The 23,060-nt window shown below is 70.8% G+C and carries 23 protein-coding genes; 1 reads left to right on the top strand and 22 read right to left on the bottom strand.

The window, feature by feature from the left end:
• Positions 1 to 6 precede the first annotated feature (6 nt).
• From C8E83_RS04725 to C8E83_RS04690, 8 genes are all read right to left on the bottom strand, one after another.
• Positions 7 to 384, bottom strand: a complete 378-nt coding sequence (locus C8E83_RS04725; RefSeq protein ID WP_121368667.1) for a DUF6804 family protein — start codon at positions 382 to 384, stop codon at positions 7 to 9.
• A gap of 28 nt (positions 385 to 412) precedes the next feature.
• Positions 413 to 985, bottom strand: a complete 573-nt coding sequence (locus tag C8E83_RS04720) for a GDSL-type esterase/lipase family protein (protein WP_121368666.1) — start codon at positions 983 to 985, stop codon at positions 413 to 415.
• On the bottom strand, positions 975 to 2,507 hold the full coding sequence (locus tag C8E83_RS04715; protein ID WP_121368665.1) for an SDR family oxidoreductase: 1,533 nt from the start codon (positions 2,505 to 2,507) through the stop codon (positions 975 to 977). The genes C8E83_RS04720 and C8E83_RS04715 overlap by 11 nt, the downstream gene beginning before the upstream one ends.
• 35 nt (positions 2,508 to 2,542) lie before the next feature.
• Positions 2,543 to 3,502 carry a bifunctional riboflavin kinase/FAD synthetase gene (locus C8E83_RS04710; RefSeq protein ID WP_121368664.1) on the bottom strand — a complete coding sequence of 320 codons (960 nt, stop codon included), beginning with the start codon at positions 3,500 to 3,502 and terminating at the stop codon, positions 2,543 to 2,545.
• 3 nt (positions 3,503 to 3,505) lie between these two features.
• Entirely contained in the window at positions 3,506 to 3,991 is a 486-nt protein-coding gene (locus tag C8E83_RS04705; protein ID WP_121368663.1) for a hypothetical protein, read from the bottom strand.
• Positions 3,992 to 4,019: 28 nt separating this feature from the next.
• Positions 4,020 to 4,385 carry a hypothetical protein gene (locus C8E83_RS04700; RefSeq protein WP_121368662.1) on the bottom strand — a complete coding sequence of 122 codons (366 nt, stop codon included), beginning with the start codon at positions 4,383 to 4,385 and terminating at the stop codon, positions 4,020 to 4,022.
• On the bottom strand, positions 4,382 to 5,323 hold the full coding sequence (gene truB, locus C8E83_RS04695; protein ID WP_121368661.1) for a tRNA pseudouridine(55) synthase TruB: 942 nt from the start codon (positions 5,321 to 5,323) through the stop codon (positions 4,382 to 4,384). The genes C8E83_RS04700 and truB overlap by 4 nt, the downstream gene beginning before the upstream one ends.
• A gap of 158 nt (positions 5,324 to 5,481) precedes the next feature.
• The gene (locus C8E83_RS04690) at positions 5,482 to 5,922 is read right to left on the bottom strand and encodes a nucleoside/nucleotide kinase family protein (RefSeq protein WP_121368660.1); all 441 of its coding nucleotides are present in this window, start codon (positions 5,920 to 5,922) and stop codon (positions 5,482 to 5,484) included.
• Positions 5,923 to 5,944: 22 nt separating this feature from the next.
• On the opposite strand from C8E83_RS04690, the gene C8E83_RS04685 reads away from it, so the two are divergent.
• Positions 5,945 to 6,811, top strand: a complete 867-nt coding sequence (locus tag C8E83_RS04685) for an HhH-GPD family protein (protein ID WP_170159845.1) — start codon at positions 5,945 to 5,947, stop codon at positions 6,809 to 6,811.
• Positions 6,812 to 6,845: 34 nt separating this feature from the next.
• Here the strand turns inward: C8E83_RS04685 and rbfA are convergent, their stop codons facing one another.
• The 14 genes from rbfA to C8E83_RS04615 all read right to left on the bottom strand — a co-directional run bounded on the left by rbfA (position 6,846) and on the right by C8E83_RS04615 (position 23,055).
• The gene (gene rbfA, locus C8E83_RS04680; RefSeq protein WP_121368659.1) at positions 6,846 to 7,355 is read right to left on the bottom strand and encodes a 30S ribosome-binding factor RbfA; all 510 of its coding nucleotides are present in this window, start codon (positions 7,353 to 7,355) and stop codon (positions 6,846 to 6,848) included.
• Positions 7,356 to 7,424: 69 nt separating this feature from the next.
• Entirely contained in the window at positions 7,425 to 10,193 is a 2,769-nt protein-coding gene (gene infB, locus C8E83_RS04675; protein ID WP_121368658.1) for a translation initiation factor IF-2, read from the bottom strand.
• Between the two features lie 170 nt (positions 10,194 to 10,363).
• Positions 10,364 to 10,645 (bottom strand): YlxR family protein, encoded by a 282-nt coding sequence (locus C8E83_RS04670; RefSeq protein ID WP_121368657.1) that lies wholly within the window; start codon positions 10,643 to 10,645, stop codon positions 10,364 to 10,366.
• A 21-nt stretch (positions 10,646 to 10,666) separates the two neighbouring features.
• Complete coding sequence (gene nusA / locus C8E83_RS04665) at positions 10,667 to 11,671, bottom strand: transcription termination factor NusA (protein ID WP_121368656.1); 1,005 nt, start codon at positions 11,669 to 11,671, stop codon at positions 10,667 to 10,669.
• 63 nt (positions 11,672 to 11,734) lie between these two features.
• Positions 11,735 to 13,486, bottom strand: a complete 1,752-nt coding sequence (locus C8E83_RS04660) for a proline--tRNA ligase (RefSeq protein ID WP_121368655.1) — start codon at positions 13,484 to 13,486, stop codon at positions 11,735 to 11,737.
• Between the two features lie 47 nt (positions 13,487 to 13,533).
• Complete coding sequence (locus C8E83_RS19735) at positions 13,534 to 14,505, bottom strand: hypothetical protein (RefSeq protein WP_211331663.1); 972 nt, start codon at positions 14,503 to 14,505, stop codon at positions 13,534 to 13,536.
• Positions 14,502 to 15,566, bottom strand: coding sequence for a VWA domain-containing protein (locus C8E83_RS04650; RefSeq protein WP_121368654.1), 1,065 nt, complete (start codon positions 15,564 to 15,566; stop codon positions 14,502 to 14,504). The genes C8E83_RS19735 and C8E83_RS04650 overlap by 4 nt, the downstream gene beginning before the upstream one ends.
• Positions 15,563 to 16,561 carry a vWA domain-containing protein gene (locus tag C8E83_RS04645; protein ID WP_121368653.1) on the bottom strand — a complete coding sequence of 333 codons (999 nt, stop codon included), beginning with the start codon at positions 16,559 to 16,561 and terminating at the stop codon, positions 15,563 to 15,565. Before C8E83_RS04645 ends, C8E83_RS04650 begins: the two co-directional genes overlap by 4 nt.
• Complete coding sequence (locus tag C8E83_RS04640; protein ID WP_121368652.1) at positions 16,552 to 17,028, bottom strand: hypothetical protein; 477 nt, start codon at positions 17,026 to 17,028, stop codon at positions 16,552 to 16,554. The genes C8E83_RS04645 and C8E83_RS04640 overlap by 10 nt, the downstream gene beginning before the upstream one ends.
• Positions 17,015 to 17,902 carry a DUF58 domain-containing protein gene (locus tag C8E83_RS04635; RefSeq protein WP_121368651.1) on the bottom strand — a complete coding sequence of 296 codons (888 nt, stop codon included), beginning with the start codon at positions 17,900 to 17,902 and terminating at the stop codon, positions 17,015 to 17,017. The genes C8E83_RS04640 and C8E83_RS04635 overlap by 14 nt, the downstream gene beginning before the upstream one ends.
• 3 nt (positions 17,903 to 17,905) lie before the next feature.
• A complete protein-coding gene (locus tag C8E83_RS04630; protein ID WP_425454775.1) occupies positions 17,906 to 18,895 on the bottom strand; it encodes an AAA family ATPase in 990 nt (329 codons plus the stop codon).
• A gap of 73 nt (positions 18,896 to 18,968) precedes the next feature.
• Positions 18,969 to 20,117 (bottom strand): flavodoxin-dependent (E)-4-hydroxy-3-methylbut-2-enyl-diphosphate synthase, encoded by a 1,149-nt coding sequence (ispG, locus tag C8E83_RS04625; protein ID WP_211331662.1) that lies wholly within the window; start codon positions 20,115 to 20,117, stop codon positions 18,969 to 18,971.
• 120 nt (positions 20,118 to 20,237) lie between these two features.
• The gene (locus tag C8E83_RS04620) at positions 20,238 to 21,605 is read right to left on the bottom strand and encodes a M50 family metallopeptidase (RefSeq protein WP_121368649.1); all 1,368 of its coding nucleotides are present in this window, start codon (positions 21,603 to 21,605) and stop codon (positions 20,238 to 20,240) included.
• A gap of 19 nt (positions 21,606 to 21,624) precedes the next feature.
• Positions 21,625 to 23,055: a phenylacetate--CoA ligase family protein gene (locus C8E83_RS04615; protein WP_121371736.1), complete on the bottom strand. Its 1,431-nt coding sequence runs from the start codon at positions 23,053 to 23,055 to the stop codon at positions 21,625 to 21,627.
• Between the last annotated feature and the right edge of the window lie 5 nt (positions 23,056 to 23,060).

Here is a 23,060-nt window from a genome sequence, read left to right as displayed (position 1 = left end):
GGCGGGTCAGCGCCGCTTCGGCGTCGGTCTGGTCGACGTCGCGGCCGCCTTCGCCTCGGGGTTCGGCACCCGGATTCGTATGCCGGCGACCACGAAGACGACCGCGGCGGCGAACTGCAGGAGCTGCCACGGCTGGCCCGACAGCGGGATGACCCACACCGGGTTCCACAGGACGGCGATGGCCGCGAGGAACGGGAGGTAGCCCCAGCCGCGGCCGCGGTAGGCGAACACCAGCACGATGAGCGCCAGGATCGCGACGACGTAGCGGAAGGCGATGAAGATGGTGCTGTCGAGCAGGGCGGCACCCGCGACGAGGGCGATCGCGCCGAGCAGGCCCGGTGCGAGAGCGGGCCGGAGGAACTCGGCCTTCTGCGGGGTGGGCATGACCTTCAGCCTACCGGTGCAGGAAGGGTCAGAGGGCGCCCGCGTCGCGGATGATGCTGATGGGGCGCGACATCGGGGGCTCCTCGCGGAGGCGCTCGAGGGCGGGTCGGAGTTCGTCGACCCAGGCCTGGTAGCCGGCCTCGGTGAGGTGCACGCCGTCCGTCGTGAAGTCGTCGCGGAGCACGTCGCCGTCGGCCAGGGCCGGCCAGACGTCGAGGTACTGAGCTCGGACCGTCGCGGCGAATTGCCGCAGGTGCCGGTTCGCGTCGCGGATCCGCTCGGCGAACTCGGCGCCGCGCGGGGTGATCGACACGAGGAGGAGCCTCACGCCGGGCAGGCGACGCCGGAGGTCGACCATGATGTTCTCGATCGTGCGCACCACCTGCTCGACGCTTCGGCGGCGCGCGAAGTCGTTCCCGCCGATCTGCAGCACGATCGAGTCGGGCTCAGCCGCGACCACGTCGTCGAGGCGCGCCAGCACGTCGGCGGTCGTCTCGCCCGAAACGCCGAGGTTGATCGCCTCGTCGTCCGGGAACCATGCCGCCCAGTCGCCCTGTTCGACGAGGCTCGCGCCCACGAAGAGAAGTCGTTCATCGGTCACGTCGTGCGCCTCCCGTCGTGGCGCCCGCCGCAGCGACCGCCTGGTCGGTCTCGGCCTGCGCCGAGATCCGGTTCAGCATTCCCGAGAAGATTATCCCGTGGAAGGGCAGGATGCTGTACCAGTACAGACGCCCCGAGAGGCCCGCGGGGAAGAACACGGCCCGCTGCCGGTAGTGCGAGCCGTGCTCACGGGGCTCGACGCGCATCTCGAGCCAGCCGCGGCCTGGAGCCTTGAACTCGGCTCGGAGGCGCAGGTAGCGGCCCTGCTCGATCTCCTCGACGCGCCACCAGTCCAGGGCGTCACCTCGCCGCAGGGAGGTCGCGCTCCGCCGGCCCCGGGTCAGCCCGACTCCCCCAGCGAGACGGTCCATCCATCCGCGGGCGGCCCAGGCCAGCGGGAACGAGTACCAGCCGTTGTCGCCGCCGATGCCCTCGATCCTGCGCCACACCTGCTCGGCCGATGCGGGCGTGTCGGTCTCGCGATCGTCGGTGTAGACGGTGTGGCCGGCCCAGTCGGGGTCGCTCGGCAGAGGGTCGCTCGGGGCGCCGGCCACGGACGAGTCCTGCCAGCTGGTCTCGACCGCGCCGTCGCGCATCCTGCCCAGGGCGAGGCGCACGGCGTGCCGGTAGCCGATGAGGCCCTCGGCCGGCGGCGGCACGACGTCGTCGATGTCGTGCTCGCGCACGACGCAGTCGTACTGCAGAGACTCGATGATCGGTGTGGCGAGGGCCCTGGGGATCGGCGTGACGAGGTTCACCCACTGCGACGCGAGCCACGGCGTGAGCACCGGCAGGGGCGCGATGGGCCGCTGCTTGAGCCCGGCCTCGACGGCGTAGCCGTTCATCATCTGCCCGTAGCGGAGAACGTCGGGGCCGCCGATGTCGAAGGTGCGGTTGACGTCCGGCGCCGCGTCGGCGGACCCGATGAGATAGTGGAGGACGTCGCGGACGGCGATGGGCTGGATCTCGTTGCGGACCCATTTCGGCGCAGGCATGTAGGGCAGCACGTCGGTGAGGTGCCGGATCATCTCGAACGACGCCGATCCTGAGCCGATCACGACACCCGCCTGCAGGGCGACCGTGGGCACGCCGCTCGCCAGCAGGGCGTCGCCGACCGCCTTCCGCGATTCGAGGTGCCGTGAGAGCGGACCGTCGGGGTGCAGACCGCCCAGGTACACGATGCGCTTCACACCGGCCGCGGCGGCCTGCGACGCCATCGTCTGCGCCGCGAGCAGCTCGGCCTTCTCAAAGTCGCCTCGGCCGCCCATCGCGTGCGCGAGGTAGTAGACGACGTCGATGTCCTGAACCGCGCGACCCACCGACTCCGCGTCGGTGAGGTCGCCCTTCACGATCTCGATGTCGCCGGCCCACGGCACGCCGCTCAGCTTCTCCGGGGTCCGGACGAGCGCGCGCACGTCGAATCCGGCGGCGACGAGCCGAGGGGCGAGGCGCCCGCCGATGTATCCCGTGGCTCCGGTGACGAGGGCGCGGCGACGCGCTGACGAACTGGTCTCGGGTGGCATGGCCTCACGGTACGCGGGGCCCGGGAACCCGTCTCTCAGGCTTCGGCGTCGGGTCGCAGGATCCCGCGGACGGTCTCGACGTCCGCCCCGATCTGCGCGATCAGAGGCTCGAGCCCTGCGAACTTCACGTTGCCGCGCACCCAGTCGACGAAGAACACGGTGACCTCCTTGCCGTAGAGGTCGATCTGCACGTCGAGCAGGTGCGCCTCGACCTGCTTCTCGGGCACCCCCTCGAAGGTCGGGTTGTTGCCGACGGAGACGGCGGCGTCGAAGAGGGTGCCGTCGACGAGCACGTGGGCCGCGTACACGCCGTCGGCCGGCACGAAGCCCTCGCTGCGGGGCTCGAGGTTGGCCGTCGGGAACCCGAGCTCGCGGCCGCGCTGCTCGCCGTGGACGACGACGCCGCGCACGGCGGGCGGACGGCCGAGGAGGACGCTCGCATCGACGATGCGACCCTGGTCGAGGAGCTCTCGGATCCAGCTCGACGAGACGCGCCGTGCGCCGTCGCCCGGCGCCACCAGCGGCACGACGTCGGGCACGATCTGGACGTCGAAGCCGCGCACGCGGCCGAGCCGGCGGAGCGTCTCGATGTCACCCGACCCCCGCACCCCGAAGCGGAAGTCGGTGCCGACGAGCACGACCTCGGCCTGCAGGGTCTCGACCAGGACGCGGTCGACGAACTCGTCGGGCGTCAGCGACTGCAGGTCGTGGTCGAAGGTGAGCATGAGAGTCGCCTCGACGCCGGTCTTCTCGAGCAGCTCGCGCTTCTGCCGGTTTGAGGTGAGCGCGGCCGGCACGGAGTCCGGTCGCAGGACGGCGAGCGGGTGACGGTCGAAGGTCACCACCGCCGACACCAGATCGCGAGCACGGGCGGTCCGCTCGAGGTCGGCGATCACGGCGCGGTGACCGAGGTGGACGCCGTCGAACTTGCCGATCGTCACCGCCGACGGGCCGAAGCCCGGGGGCACCTCGGCCGGCGCCGTGAAGAAGTCCACGGATCAGGCCCCGACCGCGCGGCCGGAGCGCCCCGCCTCGGCCTGCGCCGTGGCGTGCGGGCCGCCCGGGCGCGTGTAGCGCAGCCAGATCATGCCCACGATCGGCAGGAGCAGAGGCACGAAGCCGTACCCGATGCCGAAGTACGACCACACGGTCGAGTGATCGGAGTGGGCGTACTTCGACGACGGCACGAAGACGGAGGGGTCGACGATCGACATGAGGCCGACGAACAGCACGCCGACGAGCTCGAAGGTGATGGTCGCCCAGGCGACGGCGTAGGAGCGCCGGCCGGGCACGACGAGGGCGATCGTGGCGACGATGTACACCAGCCCGGAGAGCGCCGAGAGCGAGTACGCGAGCGGCGCCTCGTGGAACTGCTCGATGATCTGGTAGACCGATCGGGCCGTGGCAGCGAGGGCGAGGATCGCGTAGATCGCGATGAGCACGCGGCCGAAGCCGGTGGCGCGCGTTGTCTTCTTCTGAACCATCATGTCAAGGATATGGCCCCGCCACGCCTCACGCGGTCGCCGTCCAGATCTGCAGCATCCGCACCACCATCACGGCCACGGCGAACGCGGCGGCGCCGATCACGACGTTGCTCCAGCGGGTGCGTTCGACCAGCGCCCAGACGACGGCGAGAGGCGGCAGCAGCAGGGCGACGACGATGTAGATGTAGAACTCGAGAACGTTGCCGGTGGCGTGGTTGCCCACTGCCGGAGCGACGATCGAGACGATCAGCTGGGCGACGAGAAGGGCCTCGACGAGGGCAAGCGCCCCGACCGTGTAGTCGTTGGGCACGCGCTTGGCGAGCCCCATCACGATGCAGTACACGGCCGCGGCCATGCCGATGCCGAACTGCACCCAGGTGAACCACTCGATCACTTCAGAACCTCGTCCGTCGGGAAGTTGACGATGGGGCGGGCGACGCCAGCCTTCACGGCGACGAGACCGGCGAGGGCGCCGTCCGGCGTGATCGCGGCGACCGGCCCCTCGTCGTCGGCGCGCTCGACACGGACCCGCTTGCCGTGCCCGAGATCGACGCTCTCCTCGCCCGACATGCTCCACACCGGGAAGAGCCGCTCGGCGACGTCAGCGGGGCGCAGGAGCCGCGCCACGGCCTCCCCGGGGTCGAGGTCGTGCCGCTCCCCCGCCGTGCGCACCGCCGCCGACACGTCGAACGGGCCGATCGCCGTGCGGCGGAGCGCCGTGAGATGCCCGCCGACGCCGAGGCCCGCGCCCAGATCGCGTGCGAGGGCCCGGATGTACGTCCCCGACGAGCAGTCGACGACGACGTCGAGGTCGATCGTCGGCGATCCGTCGGGTGTGCCGTCGCTGGTCGTGTCGCGCCGGGCGAGCACGTCGAATCGGGAGACCGTGACGGGGCGCGCCTTGAGCTCGACGTCGACGCCCTCGCGGGCGAGGTCGTAGGCGCGGCGGCCGTTCACCTTGATGGCGCTCACCGCCGTCGGGACCTGCTCGATTCTGCCGGTGAGGAGGTCGATGCCGGCGGCGATCTGATCCTGCGTCACGGATCGGGTGCTCGTGGTCGACGTGACGTCGCCGTCGGCGTCGTCGCTGGTCGTGCTCACGCCGAGGCGGATCGTCGCCTCGTACGTCTTGTCGAGGCCGACGAGGAAGGTCAGAAGCCGAGTGGACGAGTTGACGCCGACGACGAGCAGGCCGGTCGCCATGGGGTCGAGCGTGCCGGCGTGGCCGACCTTCTTCGTGCCGAAGGCTCGTCGGGCGCGGGAGACGACGTCGTGGCTCGTGATGCCCTGCGGCTTGTCGACGAGGAGGATGCCGCTGTTCACGAGGGTCAAGGGTACAGGCCCGCGCGCTCGCGCCACTGCCACCCCTCCCGCCCCGCCTCCCCACCTCCCCACCGCTGAGTGGCAGAAATCTGCGGATGCACGTGGCCTCGCATCCGCACATTTCTGCCACTCGCGGGAATGCGCGAGGGGGCGCGGGGCGGAGCGGGTCAGCAGGCGTCGTCGAAGAGCCTGCGCGGGTGCTCGGGGTCGCTGGCGTCGATCACGGCGTTCGCCCGCCCGCGCTCCTCGGGGCTCCTGTCGGCCACGAAGTCGCCCACCACCCAGACCGCGTAGTTCCACGCGCCGGAGAGCCCCGTCCGGCCGGTGAGAGCGTGATCGACGACGAGGAGTGCGTCGCCGTCGGCTGCGCGGAACGGAGCGGCGACCTGCGAGCGGAACGCGTCGTCGCCGAGGCCGTCGGCGGTCGACCGGCCGGCCACGTGATCGGCGCCCTCGACGGCCGCCGCGACGTCGTCCGCGAACCCGGAGGCCGCGACCCGGTCGGGCCCGTCGACCGCGACGAGCACGCGACCCCGGCTGTAGTTGTGCAGGATCTCGGTGGCCAGCGCCGCCAGCGTGTCGCTCTTCTCGGGTGCCCAGCGTGTCATGGCTCCAGCGTAGGCTCGTCGGGTGCCGATCTCGCCCGCCGTCGTCGAGTGGTACCGCGCGAACCGCCGCGACCTCCCCTGGCGCCGCGAGGGCTTCTCCGCCTGGGGCACCCTCGTGTCGGAGTTCATGCTGCAGCAGACGCCGGTCGCACGCGTCATCCCGAGGCTCGACGAGTGGCTCGAGCGCTGGCCGACACCCGCCGACCTGGCCGCATCACCCGCTTCCGAGGCCGTCCGCGCCTGGGACCGCCTCGGCTACCCGCGCCGCGCCCTGCGCCTCCACGCGTGCGCGGTCGCGATTACCGAGCGGCACGGCGGAGTCGTCCCTCGCGACGTCGACGACCTTCTCGCCCTGCCGGGGGTGGGCGACTACACGGCGCGGGCCGTGGCGGCCTTCGCGTACGGGGTGCGGACCCCGGTGGTCGACACGAACGTCCGGCGGGTGCTGGCGCGTGCGGTCGAGGGCGTCGCGGAGCCGTGGGCGGCCAATGCCAAGCGCGACCTGCCGCTCATGGAGAGCGAGCTTCCCGCCGATCGTGCGCTCGCCCACGACACCAACGCCGGGGTCATGGAGCTCGGGGCGCTCGTGTGCGTCGCCCGCACTCCCCGCTGCGACGAGTGCCCGCTGGCGTCGCAGTGCGCCTGGGCGCTCGCCGGGCGACCCGCGCACGACGGCCCGCCCGCGCGACGCCAGGCGAGGTTCGAGGGCTCGGACCGCCAGGTGCGCGGGCTGATCATGCGCGAGCTGCGCCGGAGTGAGATCCCCGTCACGGCCTCCGAGATCGAGGCGATCTGGCCCGAGCAGGAGCAGCGTGACCGCGCCCTGCGAGGGCTCCTGGCCGACGGCCTCGCCGTCGCCGCCCCCGACGGCTACACCCTGCCCGACTGACCCCGGGCCCGCTCAGTGCGCGGCGCGCGAAGAGCTAGCGCGTGCCGCCGTCGGGCTCGTCGGAGCCGCCGGACGCACCGTCGCGCGGAGGGTCGATCTCGTCCCACTCGTCGTCGTCGGCTTCCTCGCGCGGCTTCACGTACGGGTCGGCGTCGCCGGCGTACTGCGCCGACTGAGCGAGGGTTTGACTCTCGACGTGCCGCTGACGGGCCTCCTGCAGGAGCTTGTCGATGGTCGCCGCGTTCTCGGGGATGCCGTCGGGGATGAACTCGAGCGACGGGGTGAGCCGCGCCGTGATGTTCTTGCCGACCTCGGTCCGGAACATGCCGGTCGCCGACTTGAGGGCGGCTGCGGTGTCGCGTCGCTCCTCGTCGGTGCCGTAGACCGTGTAGAAGATCGACGCGTGCTGCAGGTCTCCCGTGACGCGCACGTCGGTGATCGTCACAAAGCCGATGCGAGGGTCTTTGATGCCCTTCTCGAGGCGCCGGGCGACGATCTGCTGGATCCTGTCGGCCATCTTGCTGGCCCGCTGCGGGTCGGCCATGGTGTGTCCTTTCGTGGGGGAAGGCCCGCAGGATCCCAGGGGATCCTGCGGGCCTCGACCGTGCCGGGGCTAGGCCCGCGGCTTCTCGACCATCTCGATGGTCTCGATCTCGTCGCCTACCTGGATGTCGTTGAACTTGCCGAGACCGATACCGGCCTCGAAGTCCGTGCGCACCTCGGTGACGTCGTCCTTGAAGCGACGCAGCGACTCGATCGCCAGGCCGTCGGCCAGCACCACGCCGTCGCGGATGACCCGCGCCTTGGCGTTGCGCGTGATCGTTCCCGATCGCACGATGACACCGGCGATGTTGCCGACCTTCGACGAGCGGAAGATCTCGCGGATCTCCGCCACGCCCGACTGGACCTCTTCGAACTCCGGCTTGAGCATGCCCTTGAGGGACTGCTCGATGTCCTCGATCGCCGAGTAGATGACCGAGTAGAACCGGATGTCGACGCCCTCGCGAGCGGCGCGCTCGCGCGCCTTCGTGTCGGGTCGGACGTTGAAGCCGATGATGACCGCGTTGTCGACCGTGGCGAGGTTGACGTCGCTCTCGGTGACGGCACCCACACCGCGGTGGATGATGCGCAGCTGCACGCTGTCGTCCACCTCGATCTTGAGCAGCGACTCCTCCAGGGCCTCGACGGCACCCGAGACATCACCCTTGATGATGATGTTGAGCGCTTCGACCTTGCCCTCTTCGAGTGCACGGGTGAAGTCCTCGAGCGAGATGCGCTTGCGGGCCTTGGCCAGCTGGGCGTTGCGCTCGACGGCCTCGCGCTTCTCGGCGATCTGACGCGCGGTGCGGTCCTCCTCGGTGACGAGGAAGGTGTCGCCCGCTCGCGGAACGCTCGAGAGGCCCTGCACCTGGACGGGACGCGACGGGAAGGCCTCTTCGACCAGCTCGCCGTTCTCGTCCATCATCGCGCGGACTCGGCCGTACGCCGTGCCGGCGACGATCGCGTCGCCGACGCGCAGCGTGCCCGACTGGATGAGCACGGTGGCCACGGCGCCGCGACCCTTGTCGAGTCGCGCCTCGATGGCGACACCGCGGGCGTCCTTGTCGGGGTTCGCACGCAGGTCGAGCCCGGCGTCCGCCGTGAGGAGCACCGCTTCCAGGAGCCTGTCGATGTTCTGGTTGTTGCGCGCAGACACGTCGACGAACATGACGTCTCCGCCGTACTCCTCGGCGACGAGGCCGTACTCGGTCAGCTGCTGACGCACCTTGGCCGGGTTCGCACCCTCCTTGTCGATCTTGTTGACCGCGACCACGATCGGCACGTTGGCCGCCTGGGCGTGGTTCAGCGCCTCGACCGTCTGCGGCATGATGCCGTCGTCGGCCGCGACGACCAGGATCGCGATGTCGGTCACCTGCGCACCACGGGCACGCATGGCGGTGAACGCCTCGTGACCCGGTGTGTCGATGAAGGTGATGGCGCGCTCGACGCCCTCGTGGGGCGTCCACACCTGGTAGGCACCGATGTGCTGCGTGATGCCGCCGGCCTCGCCCGCGACGACGTTCGCGTTGCGGATGGCGTCGAGGAGGCGCGTCTTGCCGTGGTCGACGTGACCCATGACGGTGACGACGGGCGGACGGATCTCGAGCACCGAGTCGTCCTCGTCCTCGAGCTCCTGGTCGAGGTCGATGTCGAAGCCCTCGAGGAGCTCCTTGTCTTCGTCCTCCGGCGACACGATCTGGATCTTGTAGCCGAGCTCTTCGCCGAGCACCTCGAAGGTCGCCTCGTCGAGCGACTCGGTCGCCGTGGCCATCTCACCGAGATGGAACAGCACGGTCACGAGGTTGCCGGGGCTGGCGTCGATCTTGTCGGCGAAGTCGGAGATCGACGCGCCGCGACGCAGACGGACGATGGTCGAGCCGTCGCCGCGCGGAACGCTGACGCCGCCAAGCGACGGCGCCTGACGCATCTCGAATTCGGCCCTCTTCGTCCGCTTCGACTTGCGCGCCTTGCTCTTGCCGCCACCGCGACCGAAGGCACCTGCGGTGCCACCGCCCGGGCCGCGACCGCGACCGCCGCCGCCGGCAGGACGCGGAGCGCCGAAGCCGGGACGCTGGAAGCCACCCGCGGCACCGGGGGCACCGCCGGGACGCTGGAATCCGCCGCCGCCACCGGGGCGACCGCCCGAGCCCGCGGGACGCGTGCCGAAGCTGTTAGGGCGCGGGGCGCCGGGGCGAGGTGCGCCGGGACGCGGGGCACCCGGACGAGGAGCCTGCGGGCGCGGGCCGGCCGCGCCGCCGGGGCGAGGACCGGCAGCGCCGGCGCCGCCCGGACGCGGAGCAGTGGGTCGTCCCATGCCCTGGTTCGACGAGTAGGGGTTGTTGCCGGGGCGCGGAGCGCCGGGGCGGGGCCCGCCGGGGCGAGGTGCGCCCGGAGCCGCCGTCGACGACGCGGAAGGCTTGCCCTCCTTGCGAGCGGCCTCGGCCTGGGCCTGGCGCTCGGCGACGGTCATCGGAGCGGCGGGCGCAGGAGCCGCGGGAGCGGTCTCCGGCGACACGGGCGCGGCGCTCTCAGCCGGCGTCGCGGGCGACGGCGTGGCCGGACGCGGGCCGGGCGTGGGAGCGCTCGACGACGCCGCCGCGGGACGCGGAGCGCCGGGGCGCGGAGCGCTGGACGACGGGGCCGCTGCCGACGTCGCCTTGGCGGGCGCCGGGGTCTTCGACGCCTGGTCGGCGAACGCAGCGCGAAGCTTGCGGGCGACCGGGGGCTCGATGCTGGAGGACGGGCCCTTGACGAACTCGCCCATCTCCTTCAGCTTCTCGAGGGCGATCTTGCTTTCGATACCGAGCTCGCTGGCGATCTCGTGTACGCGTGGTTTAGCCACGAATTATTCTCCTGTCTCGGGCCTCCACCCGAAATCAGGGGAGGCCTTCAGTTGTGGACGGAACTCATTTCGAGCCGCTCATTAGTTGTCCATAAGCCGTTCAGCCTGTTCTCGTGGTTCCGCCTCGGACCTGGATGCGCGCGGGGCAGAGCGATGTCGTGAAATGGTGCTCACGGGAGGGGGTGTTCGAGGCCCTCGCCACCCGATCTCTCGACCAGGTACCGGCGGACCTCGCTGGTGTCGGGCTCGGAGTCGAGCCGCAGCGCACGGCGAAAAGCCTTGCGTTTCACGGCCGTCTCGTAGGCCTCGAGCGTCGGACTCAACCAAGCGCCCCGGCCCGGCATGCTCGCAGTCGTGTCGACCACGACTCGACCATCTCGGGCGACGACCCTCAGAAGTGAGGACCGGGGGGCACGTGATCGGGAGCCGATGCACGTTCTGACGGGAACCATCTTACCCCCTGGGTCGCAGGATCAGTCGTCCTCGAGGATCGAGTCGGGCTGGATGTCGATCCTGGCGCCCGTGAGCTTCGCCGCGAGGCGGGCGTTCTGGCCCTCTTTGCCGATGGCCAGCGACAGCTGGTAGTCGGGTACGAGAGCACGGACCGCCTTCGTCGAGGCGTCGATGACGAACGCACTCGACACCTTCGCCGGCGACAGCGCGCTGGCGACGAACGTCGGGAGGTCGGGCGAGTAGTCGACGATGTCGATCTTCTCGTTGTTGAGCTCGGCCGTGACCGCGCGGACACGCTGCCCGAGCTCGCCGATGCAGGCGCCCTTGGCGTTGACGCCGGGCTCGGTGGCGCGCACGGCGATCTTGGTGCGGTGGCCGGCCTCGCGGGCAAGCGAGACGATCTCGACGACGCCGGAGGCGATCTCAGGCACCTCGAGGGCGAAGAGCTTGCGAACGAGCGACGGGTGCGTGCGCGACACGGTGACCGACGGCCCCTTGAGACCCTTCGACACGCTCGTCACGTAGACCCGGATGCGCTGGCCGTGCGCGTAGGTCTCGCCGGGCACCTGCTCTTCCGGCGGGAGGATCGCCTCGAACGATCCGAGGTCGACGTGCACCATGCGCGGGTTCGGACCCTGCTGGATCACGCCGGCGACGATCTCGCCCTCGCGGCCCTTGAACTGGCCGAGCACCTTGTCGTCGCCGATGTCGCGCAAGCGCTGGTTGATGACCTGCTTCGCCGCGAACGCGGCGATGCGGCCGAAGTCGTCGGGCGTCTCGACGGCCTCGCCAACGACCTCGCCGTCCTCGTCGCGCTCGATCGAGTACACCGACACGTGGCCGGTCTTGCGGTCGAGCTCGACCCGGGCCGAGGCGCGGTCGGGGTGCGACTCGTGCACGCCCTCGCCGGGCAGGGTCTTCAGATAGGCGGTGAGGATGGCCTGCTCGATGATCTCGACGAGCTCGTCGAACGGGATCTCACGCTCGCGTTCCATCAGTCTCAAGACAGAAAGATCGATGTCCATGCGAGGGGCCTCCCTATTCAGAAATGATGCCGCGCCGAAGACGCCGGAACGGCGGCGTCCATTCTACCCGTTCACGAGGGCCGCGACCGCCTCGGCCACCGGCACCGGAGTGCGCTCGCCCGTGCGGCGGTCCCAGAGCTCGACGACGCCCTCGCCCGCGCTGCGGCCGACGACGACGATCTTCGGGACGCCCAGGAGCTCGGCGTCGCCGAACTTCACGCCGGGCGACACCTTCGGGCGATCGTCGAAGAGCACGTCGAGACGCTTCGCCTCGAGGTCGGCGACGAGCTTCTCGGCGACGTCGTAGACCACCTGGTCCTTGCCCGTGGCGACGACGTGGACGTCGAACGGCGAGACGTTCTCGGGCCAGACGAGGCCCTTCTCGTCGTTGTTCGACTCGGCGATGACGGCCAGGATGCGCGTGACACCGATGCCGTACGAGCCCATGGTCACCGTGACCTGCTTGCCGTTCTCGTCGAGCACCTTGAGGCCCAGGATCTCGGCGTACTTGCGCCCGAGCTGGAACACGTGCCCGATCTCCATGCCGCGCGCCGTCTCGATGGGGCCGGAGCCGTCGGGCGCGGGGTCGCCCTCGCGGACCTGCGCGACCTCGAGCACTCCGTCGGCGGTGAAGTCGCGGCCCATGACGAGGTTCGTGACGTGGACGCCCTGGGCGTCGGCTCCTGTGGCCCAGGCGGAGCCCGAGACGATGCGGGGGTCGACGTAGTAGCGGATGCCGGTGAAGCTCTCGGATCCGAGCGCCCGCGGGCCGATATAGCCCTTGACGAGCCCCTTGTTCTTGGCGAAGTCGGCATCGGTGGCGGGCTCGACCTCGGCCGGGTAGAAGGCGACCTCGACGCGCTTCATGTCGACCTCGCGGTCGCCGGGGAGCCCGACGGCCACGATCTCGCGCGTGCCGTCGAGGTGCGTGAGAGCCAGGATGACGTTCTTCAGCGTGTCGGAGCCCGCCCACGGGCGGTCCGCCCGCGGCGCCACCTCGTTCAGGTACGCGACGAGAGTGTCGATCGTCGGGGTGTCGTGCGGTGCGAGCTCGGTCGCCGGGGCCAGGCCCTCGAGCGGGATCTCGTCGGGGACGATCGTCGTGAACGCCTCGACGTTGGCCGCGTAGCCGCCGGCGGAGCGCACGAAGGTGTCCTCGCCGACCTCGGTGGGGTGCAGGAACTCCTCGCTCTTCGAGCCGCCCATCGCGCCGGCGTCGGCCTTGACGATCACGTAGGGCAGGCCGAGCCGGGTGAAGATGCGCTCGTAGGCGTCGCGCTGCGCCTGGTAGCTGCGGTCGAGGCCCTCGTCGGACGAGTCGAACGAGTAGGCGTCCTTCATCGTGAACTCGCGGCCGCGGAGGAGGCCGGCGCGAGGCCGTGCCTCGTCGCGGTACTTGTCCTGGATCTGGTACAGCGTGACCGGGAGGTCCTTGTACGACGAGTAGAGGTCTTTCACGAGGAGGGTGAAGGGCTCCTCATGGGTGGGCGCCAGGAGGTAGTCGGCGTCCTTGCGGTCCTTCAGGCGGAACATGCCGTCGCCGTACTCGGTCCAGCGACCGGTCGCCTCGTAGGGCTCGCGGGGCAGGAGCGCCGGGAAGTGGACCTCCTGAGCGCCGGCGCGGGCCATCTCGTCGCGGATGATCCCCTCGATCTTCGCCTTGACCCGCAGGCCCAGCGGGAGCCACGCGAACACGCCCGGCGCCTGACGGCGGATGTAGCCGGCGCGCACGAGCAGCCGGTGGCTAGTCACCTCGGCGTCGGAGGGGTCTTCTCGGAGGGTGCGGACGAAGAGCTGGGAGAGGCGCGTGGACACGCCACAACCCTACCGGCCGGGCGTCGCGCGCCCCGCCCGCGGCGAGGTCACCAGGGCTTGGAGGTGCCGGACTGCTGCTGGTCGAACTGCCTCTGGCGGTTCTGGTCCTGCTGCTGTTGCTGCTGCGCCTGGCCGTCCTGCTGCTGGAGCTGCTGCAGGGGGTCGTTGCCGGACGAGCCTCCGGAGCCGGAACCCCCTGATCCTGAGCCCTGGCCCTGGCTCTGACCGCCCTGGCCCTGCCCCTGGCCGCTCTGACCCTGCGGGTTCTGGCCGGAGCCTGAGCCGCCGCCCTGCGAACCCTGCCCCTGCGAGCCCTGGCCCTGGCCGTTCTGCTGCCCCTGCGATCCCTGCCCCTGACCCTGGCCGTTCTGGCCCTGCTGCTGTTGCTGGGCCTGCTTCTGCTTCTGCAGCAGGCGGTTCCGGGCGTCCTGCGGCGGCTTCTTCGTCTTCGGCGTCGCATTCGTGTCGGGGTCGCGGAAGCAGCCCTGCGTGGCGCCGTCGTAGAGCGACAGCGCGTGCTTGTAGTACGCCTCGGCCTGGTCGTACTGCTGGTCGCGCACAGCACTGTCGCCCTGCTCCTCGACGACGAGGAGGAGGTCGGTGCGCACCATGCAGGCAGCGCCCGTGTCGCTCTTCGGCACGAGGGCCAGCGACGACTCGAGCTCGGTGCGGGCGTCGGTCAACAAGCCGATCCTGGCCAGGCCGGCACCGCGGTCGAAGTGCTGCACCCACGGCTCGAACAGGTTGGCGATCGAGAGCCCGTCGGCCGCCCCGACGCTGGTGTCGTAGGCGCGGCCGGCGTAGGTCGCCTGCGAGGTGAGGGCGAGTGCCGGCAGGCTCAGCAGCTTGAGGGCCACGAGCAGCACCACGACGATCACGGGCGCGGAGGCGAGGAGGACTCGGCGGCGCCAGGCGCGTTGGTGGGCGACGAGTGCGGGATCCTGCGCCCTGGCCTCGTCGAGGTCGGGGATGTGCTCGGGCCGCGGCGGAGGCGCCACCTCGGGCAGCGTGGCGGTCATCGCGCTGCTCCCCTCGTCTGCGGACGACGCGGGCCCGGGCCGGGGCCCGCCGAGCGTCGCGGCGAGCGTACCTCGCCGAGCGCTCTGGCCACCACGGCGATCTCGACGAACAGCAGCAGGAACACCAGGATCGCGGGAACCCAGTACAGGTCGAGCATCGACGCCGTCCGCCCCGCCTCACTCACGATGTGGCCGCGCTTGGCGGGGTCGACGACCGATGCCAGCGATGCTCCGGCCTCGCGGTGGAGGTACGGCACGCCGAGCTGGGCGGCGATCGTGCGGAGGTTCGCCGGGTCGATGTGCGAGATCGCGTCGGGGTCGCCGGGTTTCGTCGTGTCTTTGATGTACGACTTGGTGGAGTACTCGTCGCCGTAGCCGTCGAACGTCCGCATGCGTCCGCCCTGGCTCGTGCCGTAGCCGAGGACTCCCCCGCCGTCGGTGTTGGCGTGTGCCGCCGAGAAGGATCCGGGAGCCGAAGAGATCGTCTGCTCGCCGTCGCCGAGGTAGTAGACGACGTTCGCGCGCTGCGGGTGGGAGCGATGAGCGGAGGCGAGCGTCGACGCCAGCAGCGAGTTCGCCTCGCTGATCGACGAGCCGTGCGAGTATTTCGTGATCTCCTGCCGCATGGCCTTGACGGCCGTGACGAGGGCGGACGAGTCGGAGGTCAGCGGCACCCGGAGCTGCGCCGAGCTGTCGAACGTGATCAGCGAGAAGCGGGCACCGGCCAGGTCGTCGGTGATGCGCTCGATGTCGCTTCGCATGCCGTCGAGGCGCGGCTTGTCGCCGTCCCAGTCCTGCGCGACGGAGCTCGACGTCGTGTCGACGACGAAGTAGACGTTGAGCTCGGCGACCGACGCCTGCGACGAGCCGCCGGGGATGCCGGGGCGGGCGACGACGACGAGCATCAGCGCCACGATGAGCCCGCGACGGACCCACGCCAGCATCATCCGTCGGCTGGAGCGCTCGGCGACAGCGCGCCAGGCGGCGAACCCCACCCCCGCCACTGCGACGACGACGATCAGCCACACCGGCAGGAGCGGCTGCCACACGAGCCCGTTCACAGCCTCACCCGCCAGAGCAGGCCGAGGACCGCGAGGACCAGGAGGAGGGCCGCGATCGCGAACGGCGCGGGATGGTCGGTGACGACCAGCCGCTTCGACCCGGTGAACAGCCCGGCCTCCTGCCGGTCGATCTTCTGGACGATCGAGGGCACGGTGTCGTTGTCGCCGAGCGCGTAGAACCCTCCGCCGGTCGAGTCGGCCTGCGTCTTGAGGTCGAGGGCGACCGAGTCGAGCGTGCCGTCGGCCTGGTCGTTGACCGGGTCGATCGCGTACACGCGCACGTTCTGCTTCGTCGCCAGCGCCGCGGACTGCGTCAGGGTGAGCAGCGGCTCGCCGTTCACGTAGTTGTCGGTGGCCAGAACGATCGACTTCGGTCTCGTCGAGCCTTTGTCGCCGTCGAAGCCGAGGACGCAGGAGGCGAGGCCGTCGCCGATCAGCGAGGCACCCTGGCCCAGCTCGGTTCCCTGCCAGTACTGGACGCCCTTCTCGCCCTGCGAGCGGAACGAGTCGCGGTAGGTGGTGAGCTCGCTCTTCACGTACGAGTAGTCGTCGGTGAGCGGGAAGACGGTGACCGCAGAGCTGTCGAAGATCGTCAGGCCGATCCGCTCGCCGTGGAGGTCGGACGCGAGCGAGGCGAACGTGTCGACGATCTTCGCGTCGACGTCGGTCATCGACCCCGAGACGTCGAGGCAGAGCATGATGTCGCGCTTGTACGACTGCGGGGTGACCGTCTCGACGCTCGCCGAGCGCGACGCCAGCAGCACGCCGGAGGACGCCGCGACGATCACGAGGACGAGGAGGGCGCCGAGGAGCGTCCGGTAGCGACGGAGGACGCGACGGTACTCGGGGAGGGCCGTGAGGCGTTCGCTGTGGGCGACGGGCGTGCCGCGGGAGGCTGTGCCCGTGCTCCTGCGCCGCCACAGCACGTACAGGCCGGCGCCCAGAAGGGCCGCGCCGAGGGCGGCGAGAGGCATCCACCAGAAGATCAGTTCCACGAGCGCACCACCTCTCGGGCCGTCGCGACGGCCTCGGCGGCATCCGTCTCGGACGAGGCGCGGAACGCGGGCGGGTAGTAGCCCTCGACCGCCCCGGTCACCGTCGGGAGTCGGGCGAGGCGGAGATCGGAGAGGGTCATCACCTGGGCGTCGACGCCCGACGCCTCGGAGGCGAAGAACCGCAGCAGCAGGCTCAGGCGTCTCGCCACGGCGCGGTCACCGAGTCGGCCGGCGCGGTGCTCGGCCTCGACCTCGTCGATGAGACCCGCGTACTTCGCCTGCAGGAGGCGCAGGTCGGCCGGGCGACGGGGCGCCTCGACGACCGGTCGCGGCACGCGGGTGCGGCTGAAGCGCGACACGAAGACGAACCAGGCGACGACGAGCGCGACCAGCAGAACGCCGATCACGAGGTAGAGCGCCCACCACTCGTACTGCGCGGGCCCGAAGAAGCCCCTATCGCCCAGCACGGCGCTGCTTCTCGAGGAGCGCGAGGAGCCCGGGGACCACCTCGTCGCGACTGGCGATGCGGTGGCTCACGACGCCCAGCTGCGCGAGCCGCTGCTCGGTGGACTCGGCCGTCTGCACGGCGGCCTCCTCGAACAGGGCGGCGAGGCGTCGGTTACCGCGCACGTAGGCGGGGAGGGCGGCGACCTCCTGCACGTCATAGACCTCGCCCGGACGCTCGGCGCGTCGCATGAGGTCGGCGTCGCCGATGGTCAGCCAGAGGATCTCGTGGCGAGTGCGCAGGCGTCGCAGGATCGCCACATGCCCCTCGTCGAGAGCGAGATCGTCCGTGACGACCAGCAGCATCGAACGTGTGCGCAAGGCCCGCGCGACCGAGTCGAGCAGGGCCCGGACGTCGCTCCTCGGCGCCCCCAGCGACACGCGCTCGTCGACGACCCGCAGGAGGCGCTCGAGATGCTCGTCGCGCTGCCCGCCCGGATACGACCGCACGCCCGACTCGTCGCCGACCGTGAGCGCCACGACGTCGCCGTGCTGGGCGGCGATCCAGGCCAGCGCGCCGGCGGCGAGGATCGCGATCTCCTTCTTGCTCTCGCCGCTCTCGGCCGTCGCCGCCATGTTGCGGCCCGCGTCGACGAGCAGCACCAGCTGGTGCCGACGGGAGGCGATGTAGCGCTTCACCAGGGGCTCGTCGTGGCGGGCCGACGCCTTCCAGTCGATGTCCTTGACCTCGTCGCCCGGCACGTAGGCGCGCAGGTCGTCGAAGTCGTGGCTCCGGCCGCGATGGATCGACGCGTAGCCGCCCTCGAGCAGGTCGAGGGTCTTGCGGTGAGCGACGATCGACATCGTCGTCTTCACCCGGAGCAGGAGCCCGGCCACGGCCTACGGCGTCTGCACCGCGGCGAACACGGCGTCGATGATGGTCTCGGGGCGCACCTCGTCGGCCGCGGCCTCGTAGCCGAGGATCAGCCGGTGGCGGAGGACGCCGTGGCGGAGGTGCTTCACGTCGTCGGGGATCACGTAGTCGCGCCCGTTCAGCAGGGCGAGGGCGCGCGCCGCCTGCGTGAACGCGATGCTCGCGCGCGGGCTGGCGCCGAACTGGATGTAGTCGGCCAGGGTGCCGGCGATGTACTCCCCCGGGTGGCGCGTCACGTAGATGATCTGGACGATGTAGTTGACGATCGACTGATCGATGTAGACCCGCTTGGCGAGGTCTTGGAGCAGGCGCACGTCGTCGAGGTGGACGCCGGTGCTCCGCGCCGCTCCGGGCTGCTCGGGCTCGTAGACGCCGGCCTCGATGCGCCGGATGATCTCGGCCTCCTCGGCCGGGGACGGGTAGTCGAGCACCTCCTTGAGGAGGAAGCGGTCGAGCTGCGCCTCGGGCAGCTGGTAGGTGCCCTCCTGCTCGATCGGGTTCTGCGTGGCGAGCACCAGGAAGGGCTGTGGGAGCCGGTAGACCGTGCCGCCGATCGACGTCTGGCGCTCCTGCATCGCCTCGAGCATGGCCGACTGCGTCTTCGCGCTCGACCGGTTGATCTCGTCGAGCAGCACGAAGTTGGAGTGGACCGGACCGAGCTGCGTGACGAACGTCGCCGCCTTGGCGTCGTAGATCTGCGTGCCGGTGATGTCGCTCGGCAGGAGGTCGGGCGTGCACTGGATCCGGCGGAAGCTCGCGTCGACCGCCTGCGCGAGGGTCTGCGCGGCCGTCGTCTTGGCGAGGCCCGGGACGCTCTCGAGGAGCACGTGCCCGCCGGTGATCAGAGCGACCAGGAGCGAGTCGCGCAGGCCGATCTGACCGACCACCTTCGCCGCGAACGCGCTGGTGACGCGCTCGACGATCGCCCGCGCACGGGTGATCTCGTCGCTCGTGATCGGCGGTGTCGTCGCGGTGGTGTCGGTCACCGGATCAGCCTAAACCAGTGCCGCGCGGGCACCGACTCGCGGCTCAGGCCGTCACGACCTCGGGCGAGCCCACGGCACCGGGAGGCATCTCGTCGGCGAGCCGGTTGGCCTCGCGGATCAGCGTCTCGACGATCTCGGACTCGGGCACGGTCTTGATGACCTCGCCCTTGACGAAGATCTGGCCCTTCCCGTTGCCCGACGCGACGCCGAGGTCGGCCTCACGCGCCTCACCGGGGCCGTTGACGACGCAGCCCATGACGGCGACGCGCAGCGGCACGCTCATGCCCTCGAGGCCCTCGGTGACGTCGTTGGCAAGCTTGTAGACGTCGACCTGGGCGCGGCCGCAGCTCGGGCAGCTGACGATCTCGAGCTTGCGCTCGCGCAGGTTGAGGGACTGCAGGATCTGCAGGCCGACCTTCACCTCTTCGGCCGGCGGCGCGCTCAGCGACACCCGGATCGTGTCGCCGATGCCCTCGGAGAGCAGGATGCCGAACGCGGTCGCGCTCTTGATCGTGCCCTGGAAGGACGGGCCGGCCTCGGTGACGCCGAGGTGCAGCGGCCAGTCGCCGCGCTCGGCGAGCAGGCGGTAGGCCTTCACCATGACGATGGGGTCGTTGTGCTTGACCGAGATCTTGAAGTCGTGGAAGTCGTGCTCTTCGAACAGCGAGGCCTCCCACACGGCGCTCTCGACGAGCGCCTCGGGCGTGGCCTTGCCGTACTTCTGCAGCAGGCTGGGCTCGAGGGAGCCCGCGTTCACGCCGATGCGGAGAGACACACCCGCGTCTTTGGCCGCCTTGGCGATGGCCCCGACCTGGTCGTCGAACTTACGGATGTTGCCCGGGTTCACGCGGACTGCGGCGCAGCCGGCGTCGATGGCCTGGAAGACGTACTTCGGCTGGAAGTGGATGTCGGCGATCACCGGGATCTGCGACTTCTTCGCGATGATCGGCAGCGCGTCGGCGTCGTCCTGGCTCGGCACCGCGACACGCACGATGTCGCAGCCGGAGGCGGTGAGCTCGGCGATCTGCTGCAGCGTGGCGTTGATGTTCGGCGTCGGCGTCGTGGTCATCGACTGGACGCTGATCGGGGCGTCGCCGCCGACGAGCACCTTGCCGACCTTGATCTGCCGCGACTTGCGACGCGGGGCAAGGGTTTCGGGGACTTTGGGCATTCCGAGGTTCACTGCAGGCACGTTCTCATCGTAAGCCTCGGTGCTGACAGTGAGGCCGCGCTCGGCGGGTTCCCAGCGGCCGAGGACGGATGTGTCGGCGCCGACAGCTGGATGTCTGGCCGCCGGCCCGACCGGGCGGGGTCAGCCCAGCGAGATGGGATTGACGATGTCGGCGTAGATGAGGATCGCGCTCATGACGCCGAGGACCGCGACGACGGCCATGGTCAGGGGTGCCGCCTTCGCGATGTCGATCGGCCCCGGGTCGCGACGCTTGAACACCTTGGCGAAGAAGCGGCGGACTCCCTCGATGATCGCGCCGGCGATGTGCCCGCCGTCGAGCGGCAGCAGCGGGATCAGGTTGAACACGAAGAGCGCGACGTTGAGGCTGGCGAGCAGCCCGACCAGGGTCGAGAGGCGGTCCAGGATCGGCACGGAGTGGAGCGTCGCGACCTCGCCGGCGAGCCGGCCGACGCCGAAGACGCTCACCGGACCGTTCGGGTCGCGCTTCTGCCCGGTGAAGGTCGACTCGGCCGTCTGGACGACCTTCTGCGGCAGGTGCACGATCAGGGAGCCGACCTCGGTCACGTTGCTCCAGACCGCGGGGAGGACGGCCGTCAGCGGCTCCTGCTGGCGCTCGTAGGCGGCGCCGATGCCGACGAAGCCGACCTCCTCGGTCTCCTTCTTGCCCGCGGCGTTCAGGACGTAGTTGCCGCTGGAGTCGGTCTTGTAGCGCTCCGACCGCAACGGGGTCACGTGGAGGGTCTTCAGAGCGCCGTCTCGGCGCACCACCACGTCGAGGGTCGTGCCCGCCGACTTCTGGATGATCGCGGTCGACTGGGTCCAGCTCGTGATCTGCGTGCCGTCGATCGAGACGATGGTGTCCTTCGGTCGGATGCCGGCCGCCGCACCCGGCGACGGAGTCGCACCGGCGGGGCACGAGGTCGCGGTCGACGAGGCCGGGAGGACGCACTCCGAGACGCTCCCGACGGTCGTCGAGACCTGCTGGGTGCCGAAGCCGCAGAGCACCACGGCGTAGAGCACGATCGCGATGAGGAGGTTCATCACCGGGCCGCCGAGCATGATGACGATGCGCTTCGGCACGGCCAGCCGGTAGAACGTGCGGTCGTCCTCGCCCGGGGCGACGGTCTCGGCGCTGGCGTCCCGGGCATCCTGCGTCAGGGTGCCGAAGATGCTCGTGGTGGCGGTGCGGGCGCCCGGACCGGCCGCGGCGCCGACCAGGGCGTCTTCGGCGACCTCGACGGTCTTCTGGGGCGGGAACATGCCCGACATCGAGATGTAGCCGCCGAGCGGGATGGCCTTGACGCCGTACTCGGTCTCGCCGCGCTGAGTCGACCACAGCGTCGGCCCGAAGCCGATCATGTACTGCCCGACCTTCACCCCGAACCGCTTGGCGGGGATCAGGTGTCCGATCTCGTGTAGGCCGATCGACAGGACGAGGCCCACGACGATGACGACGATGCCGATCACGAAGAGCAGTGCGGTTTCCACGCGGACGAGCGTACGTGACTCAGGCCATGAACTGGCCGTGCGCGCCCTGGACGCCCGGGTCCACGTCCGAACGGTAGCGCCGGGGCTTCCCCTCGCCCAGGCCCGCCGGCGTGTCGACACGAGTGACGGTGACGTCGCGTCTCAGGAGCAGCGAGAGGGTCCGGCGGATGAGGTCGGCGTCGCCGCGGACGATCGTCGCCGTCACGTCTCCCGAGAGCTCCTGCGCCACCGACCAGCCCAGGGCTCCCCCGGTCTGCAGGTGCTGGGTGAGGTCGACGCACGGCACCGCGGCTCCGTCGCCCGCGAGGAAGACCGTGGCCTCGCGGCCCTCGAGATCGGCCAGGGCCGGTCGGCCGTCGACGCGCAGGAGCCGCCCGAAGTCGCCCGTGCGATACCGGACCAGCGGCAGCAGGGGGTTCTCCCCCGCCGTCACCACGATCTCGCCGAACTCGCCCTCGCCCAGCACGTCGCCCGCGGGTGAGACGATCTCGACGACGAGCCTGCGGTCGAGGACGAACAGCGGCCCGCCGTCGACGCTCGCGGCGATGGGCCGCGTCTCGTGAAGCCCGTAGACGTCGATGACGGGGCACCCGTACGCGTCGTGCAGCGCCTCCCGGAGCGGCCGCTCGAGGTGCATGGCGCCCGAGACGATCGCCAGCGGGTGCAGGGCTCCGACGAGGGCCGGGTCGAGCAGGTCGCCCAGGCTGGTCGGATTGCCCGTGAGGACCTGGGGATCCTGCGCCCGGAGGAAGCCGTCGCGCTGCGCGGTGTCGCGCCACTGCGAGGGGTGGAGGTTGACCCGCGCCATCGTGGCGAACTCGAAGCTCGACAGCAGGGAGGCGTAGGTGAACGCCTGCCGCTGGTGGACGAGCTGAGCGAGCGCCATGCGCCGAGGGTCGGGCCGCCAGTCGCGGCCCGCGCCGCGAACCAGCGACACGATGAGATGGAAGGTGCGCGCGACGTCCTCGACGTGGTCGGGGATCAGGAGCGCGCTGCCGGACGTGCCCGAGCTCGAGCCGTGGATCATGAGGTCGAAGTCGGCGTCGAGCGGGACGAACGCCGAGACGTCGTCGACGAGGTCGGCGCGGCTCAGCAGCGGGAAGTCGCCGAGAGCGTCGAGTGGCCCGTCGTAGCCGCGGTACGCCGGTAAGCGCCGCGCCGTGGCGAGGTGCTCGTCGAGCCAGCCGTCGAGCGGCAGAGGAGTTCGAGCGCGCACGATGCCGTCGGCCGTGAGCCTGTCGCCCGTGGCGTGGGTCCAGGCCGGCGCGAGCGGGTGGTGGCGGAGGGCTCGGAGTCGGCCTTCGGCCTCGGGCGTCATCGTGGGCCAGCGCTCGGCGTCGGTGAGGACGGCCGTCCAGTGCGGGCGGTACTCGTCGAGCGCGAGCGGGTCGGGCACGTCCGGGTCGGGCCGGCGGTCGGGTGCGTCCGGGTCGGGCCGCCGGTCGTCCATGTCGG

The sequence above is a fragment of the Frondihabitans australicus genome (assembly GCF_003634555.1).
Classification (GTDB): Bacteria; Actinomycetota; Actinomycetes; order Actinomycetales; family Microbacteriaceae; genus Frondihabitans; species Frondihabitans australicus.
This window is presented reverse-complemented; position numbering and strand designations above follow the sequence as displayed.

What these genes read in the sequence shown, in the direction of transcription:
- C8E83_RS04725 (WP_121368667.1), bottom strand. Translation starts at nt 384, where the DNA reads ATGCCCACCCCGCAGAAGGCCGAGTTCCTCCGGCCCGCTCTCGCACCG.
- C8E83_RS04715 (WP_121368665.1), bottom strand. Translation starts at nt 2,507, where the DNA reads ATGCCACCCGAGACCAGTTCGTCAGCGCGTCGCCGCGCCCTCGTCACC.
- C8E83_RS04705 (WP_121368663.1), bottom strand. Translation starts at nt 3,991, where the DNA reads ATGGTTCAGAAGAAGACAACGCGCGCCACCGGCTTCGGCCGCGTGCTC.
- C8E83_RS04690 (WP_121368660.1), bottom strand. Translation starts at nt 5,922, where the DNA reads ATGACACGCTGGGCACCCGAGAAGAGCGACACGCTGGCGGCGCTGGCC.
- rbfA (WP_121368659.1), bottom strand. Translation starts at nt 7,355, where the DNA reads ATGGCCGACCCGCAGCGGGCCAGCAAGATGGCCGACAGGATCCAGCAG.
- C8E83_RS04670 (WP_121368657.1), bottom strand. Translation starts at nt 10,645, where the DNA reads ATGGTTCCCGTCAGAACGTGCATCGGCTCCCGATCACGTGCCCCCCGG.
- nusA (WP_121368656.1), bottom strand. Translation starts at nt 11,671, where the DNA reads ATGGACATCGATCTTTCTGTCTTGAGACTGATGGAACGCGAGCGTGAG.
- C8E83_RS19735 (WP_211331663.1), bottom strand. Translation starts at nt 14,505, where the DNA reads ATGACCGCCACGCTGCCCGAGGTGGCGCCTCCGCCGCGGCCCGAGCAC.
- C8E83_RS04615 (WP_121371736.1), bottom strand. Translation starts at nt 23,055, where the DNA reads ATGGACGACCGGCGGCCCGACCCGGACGCACCCGACCGCCGGCCCGAC.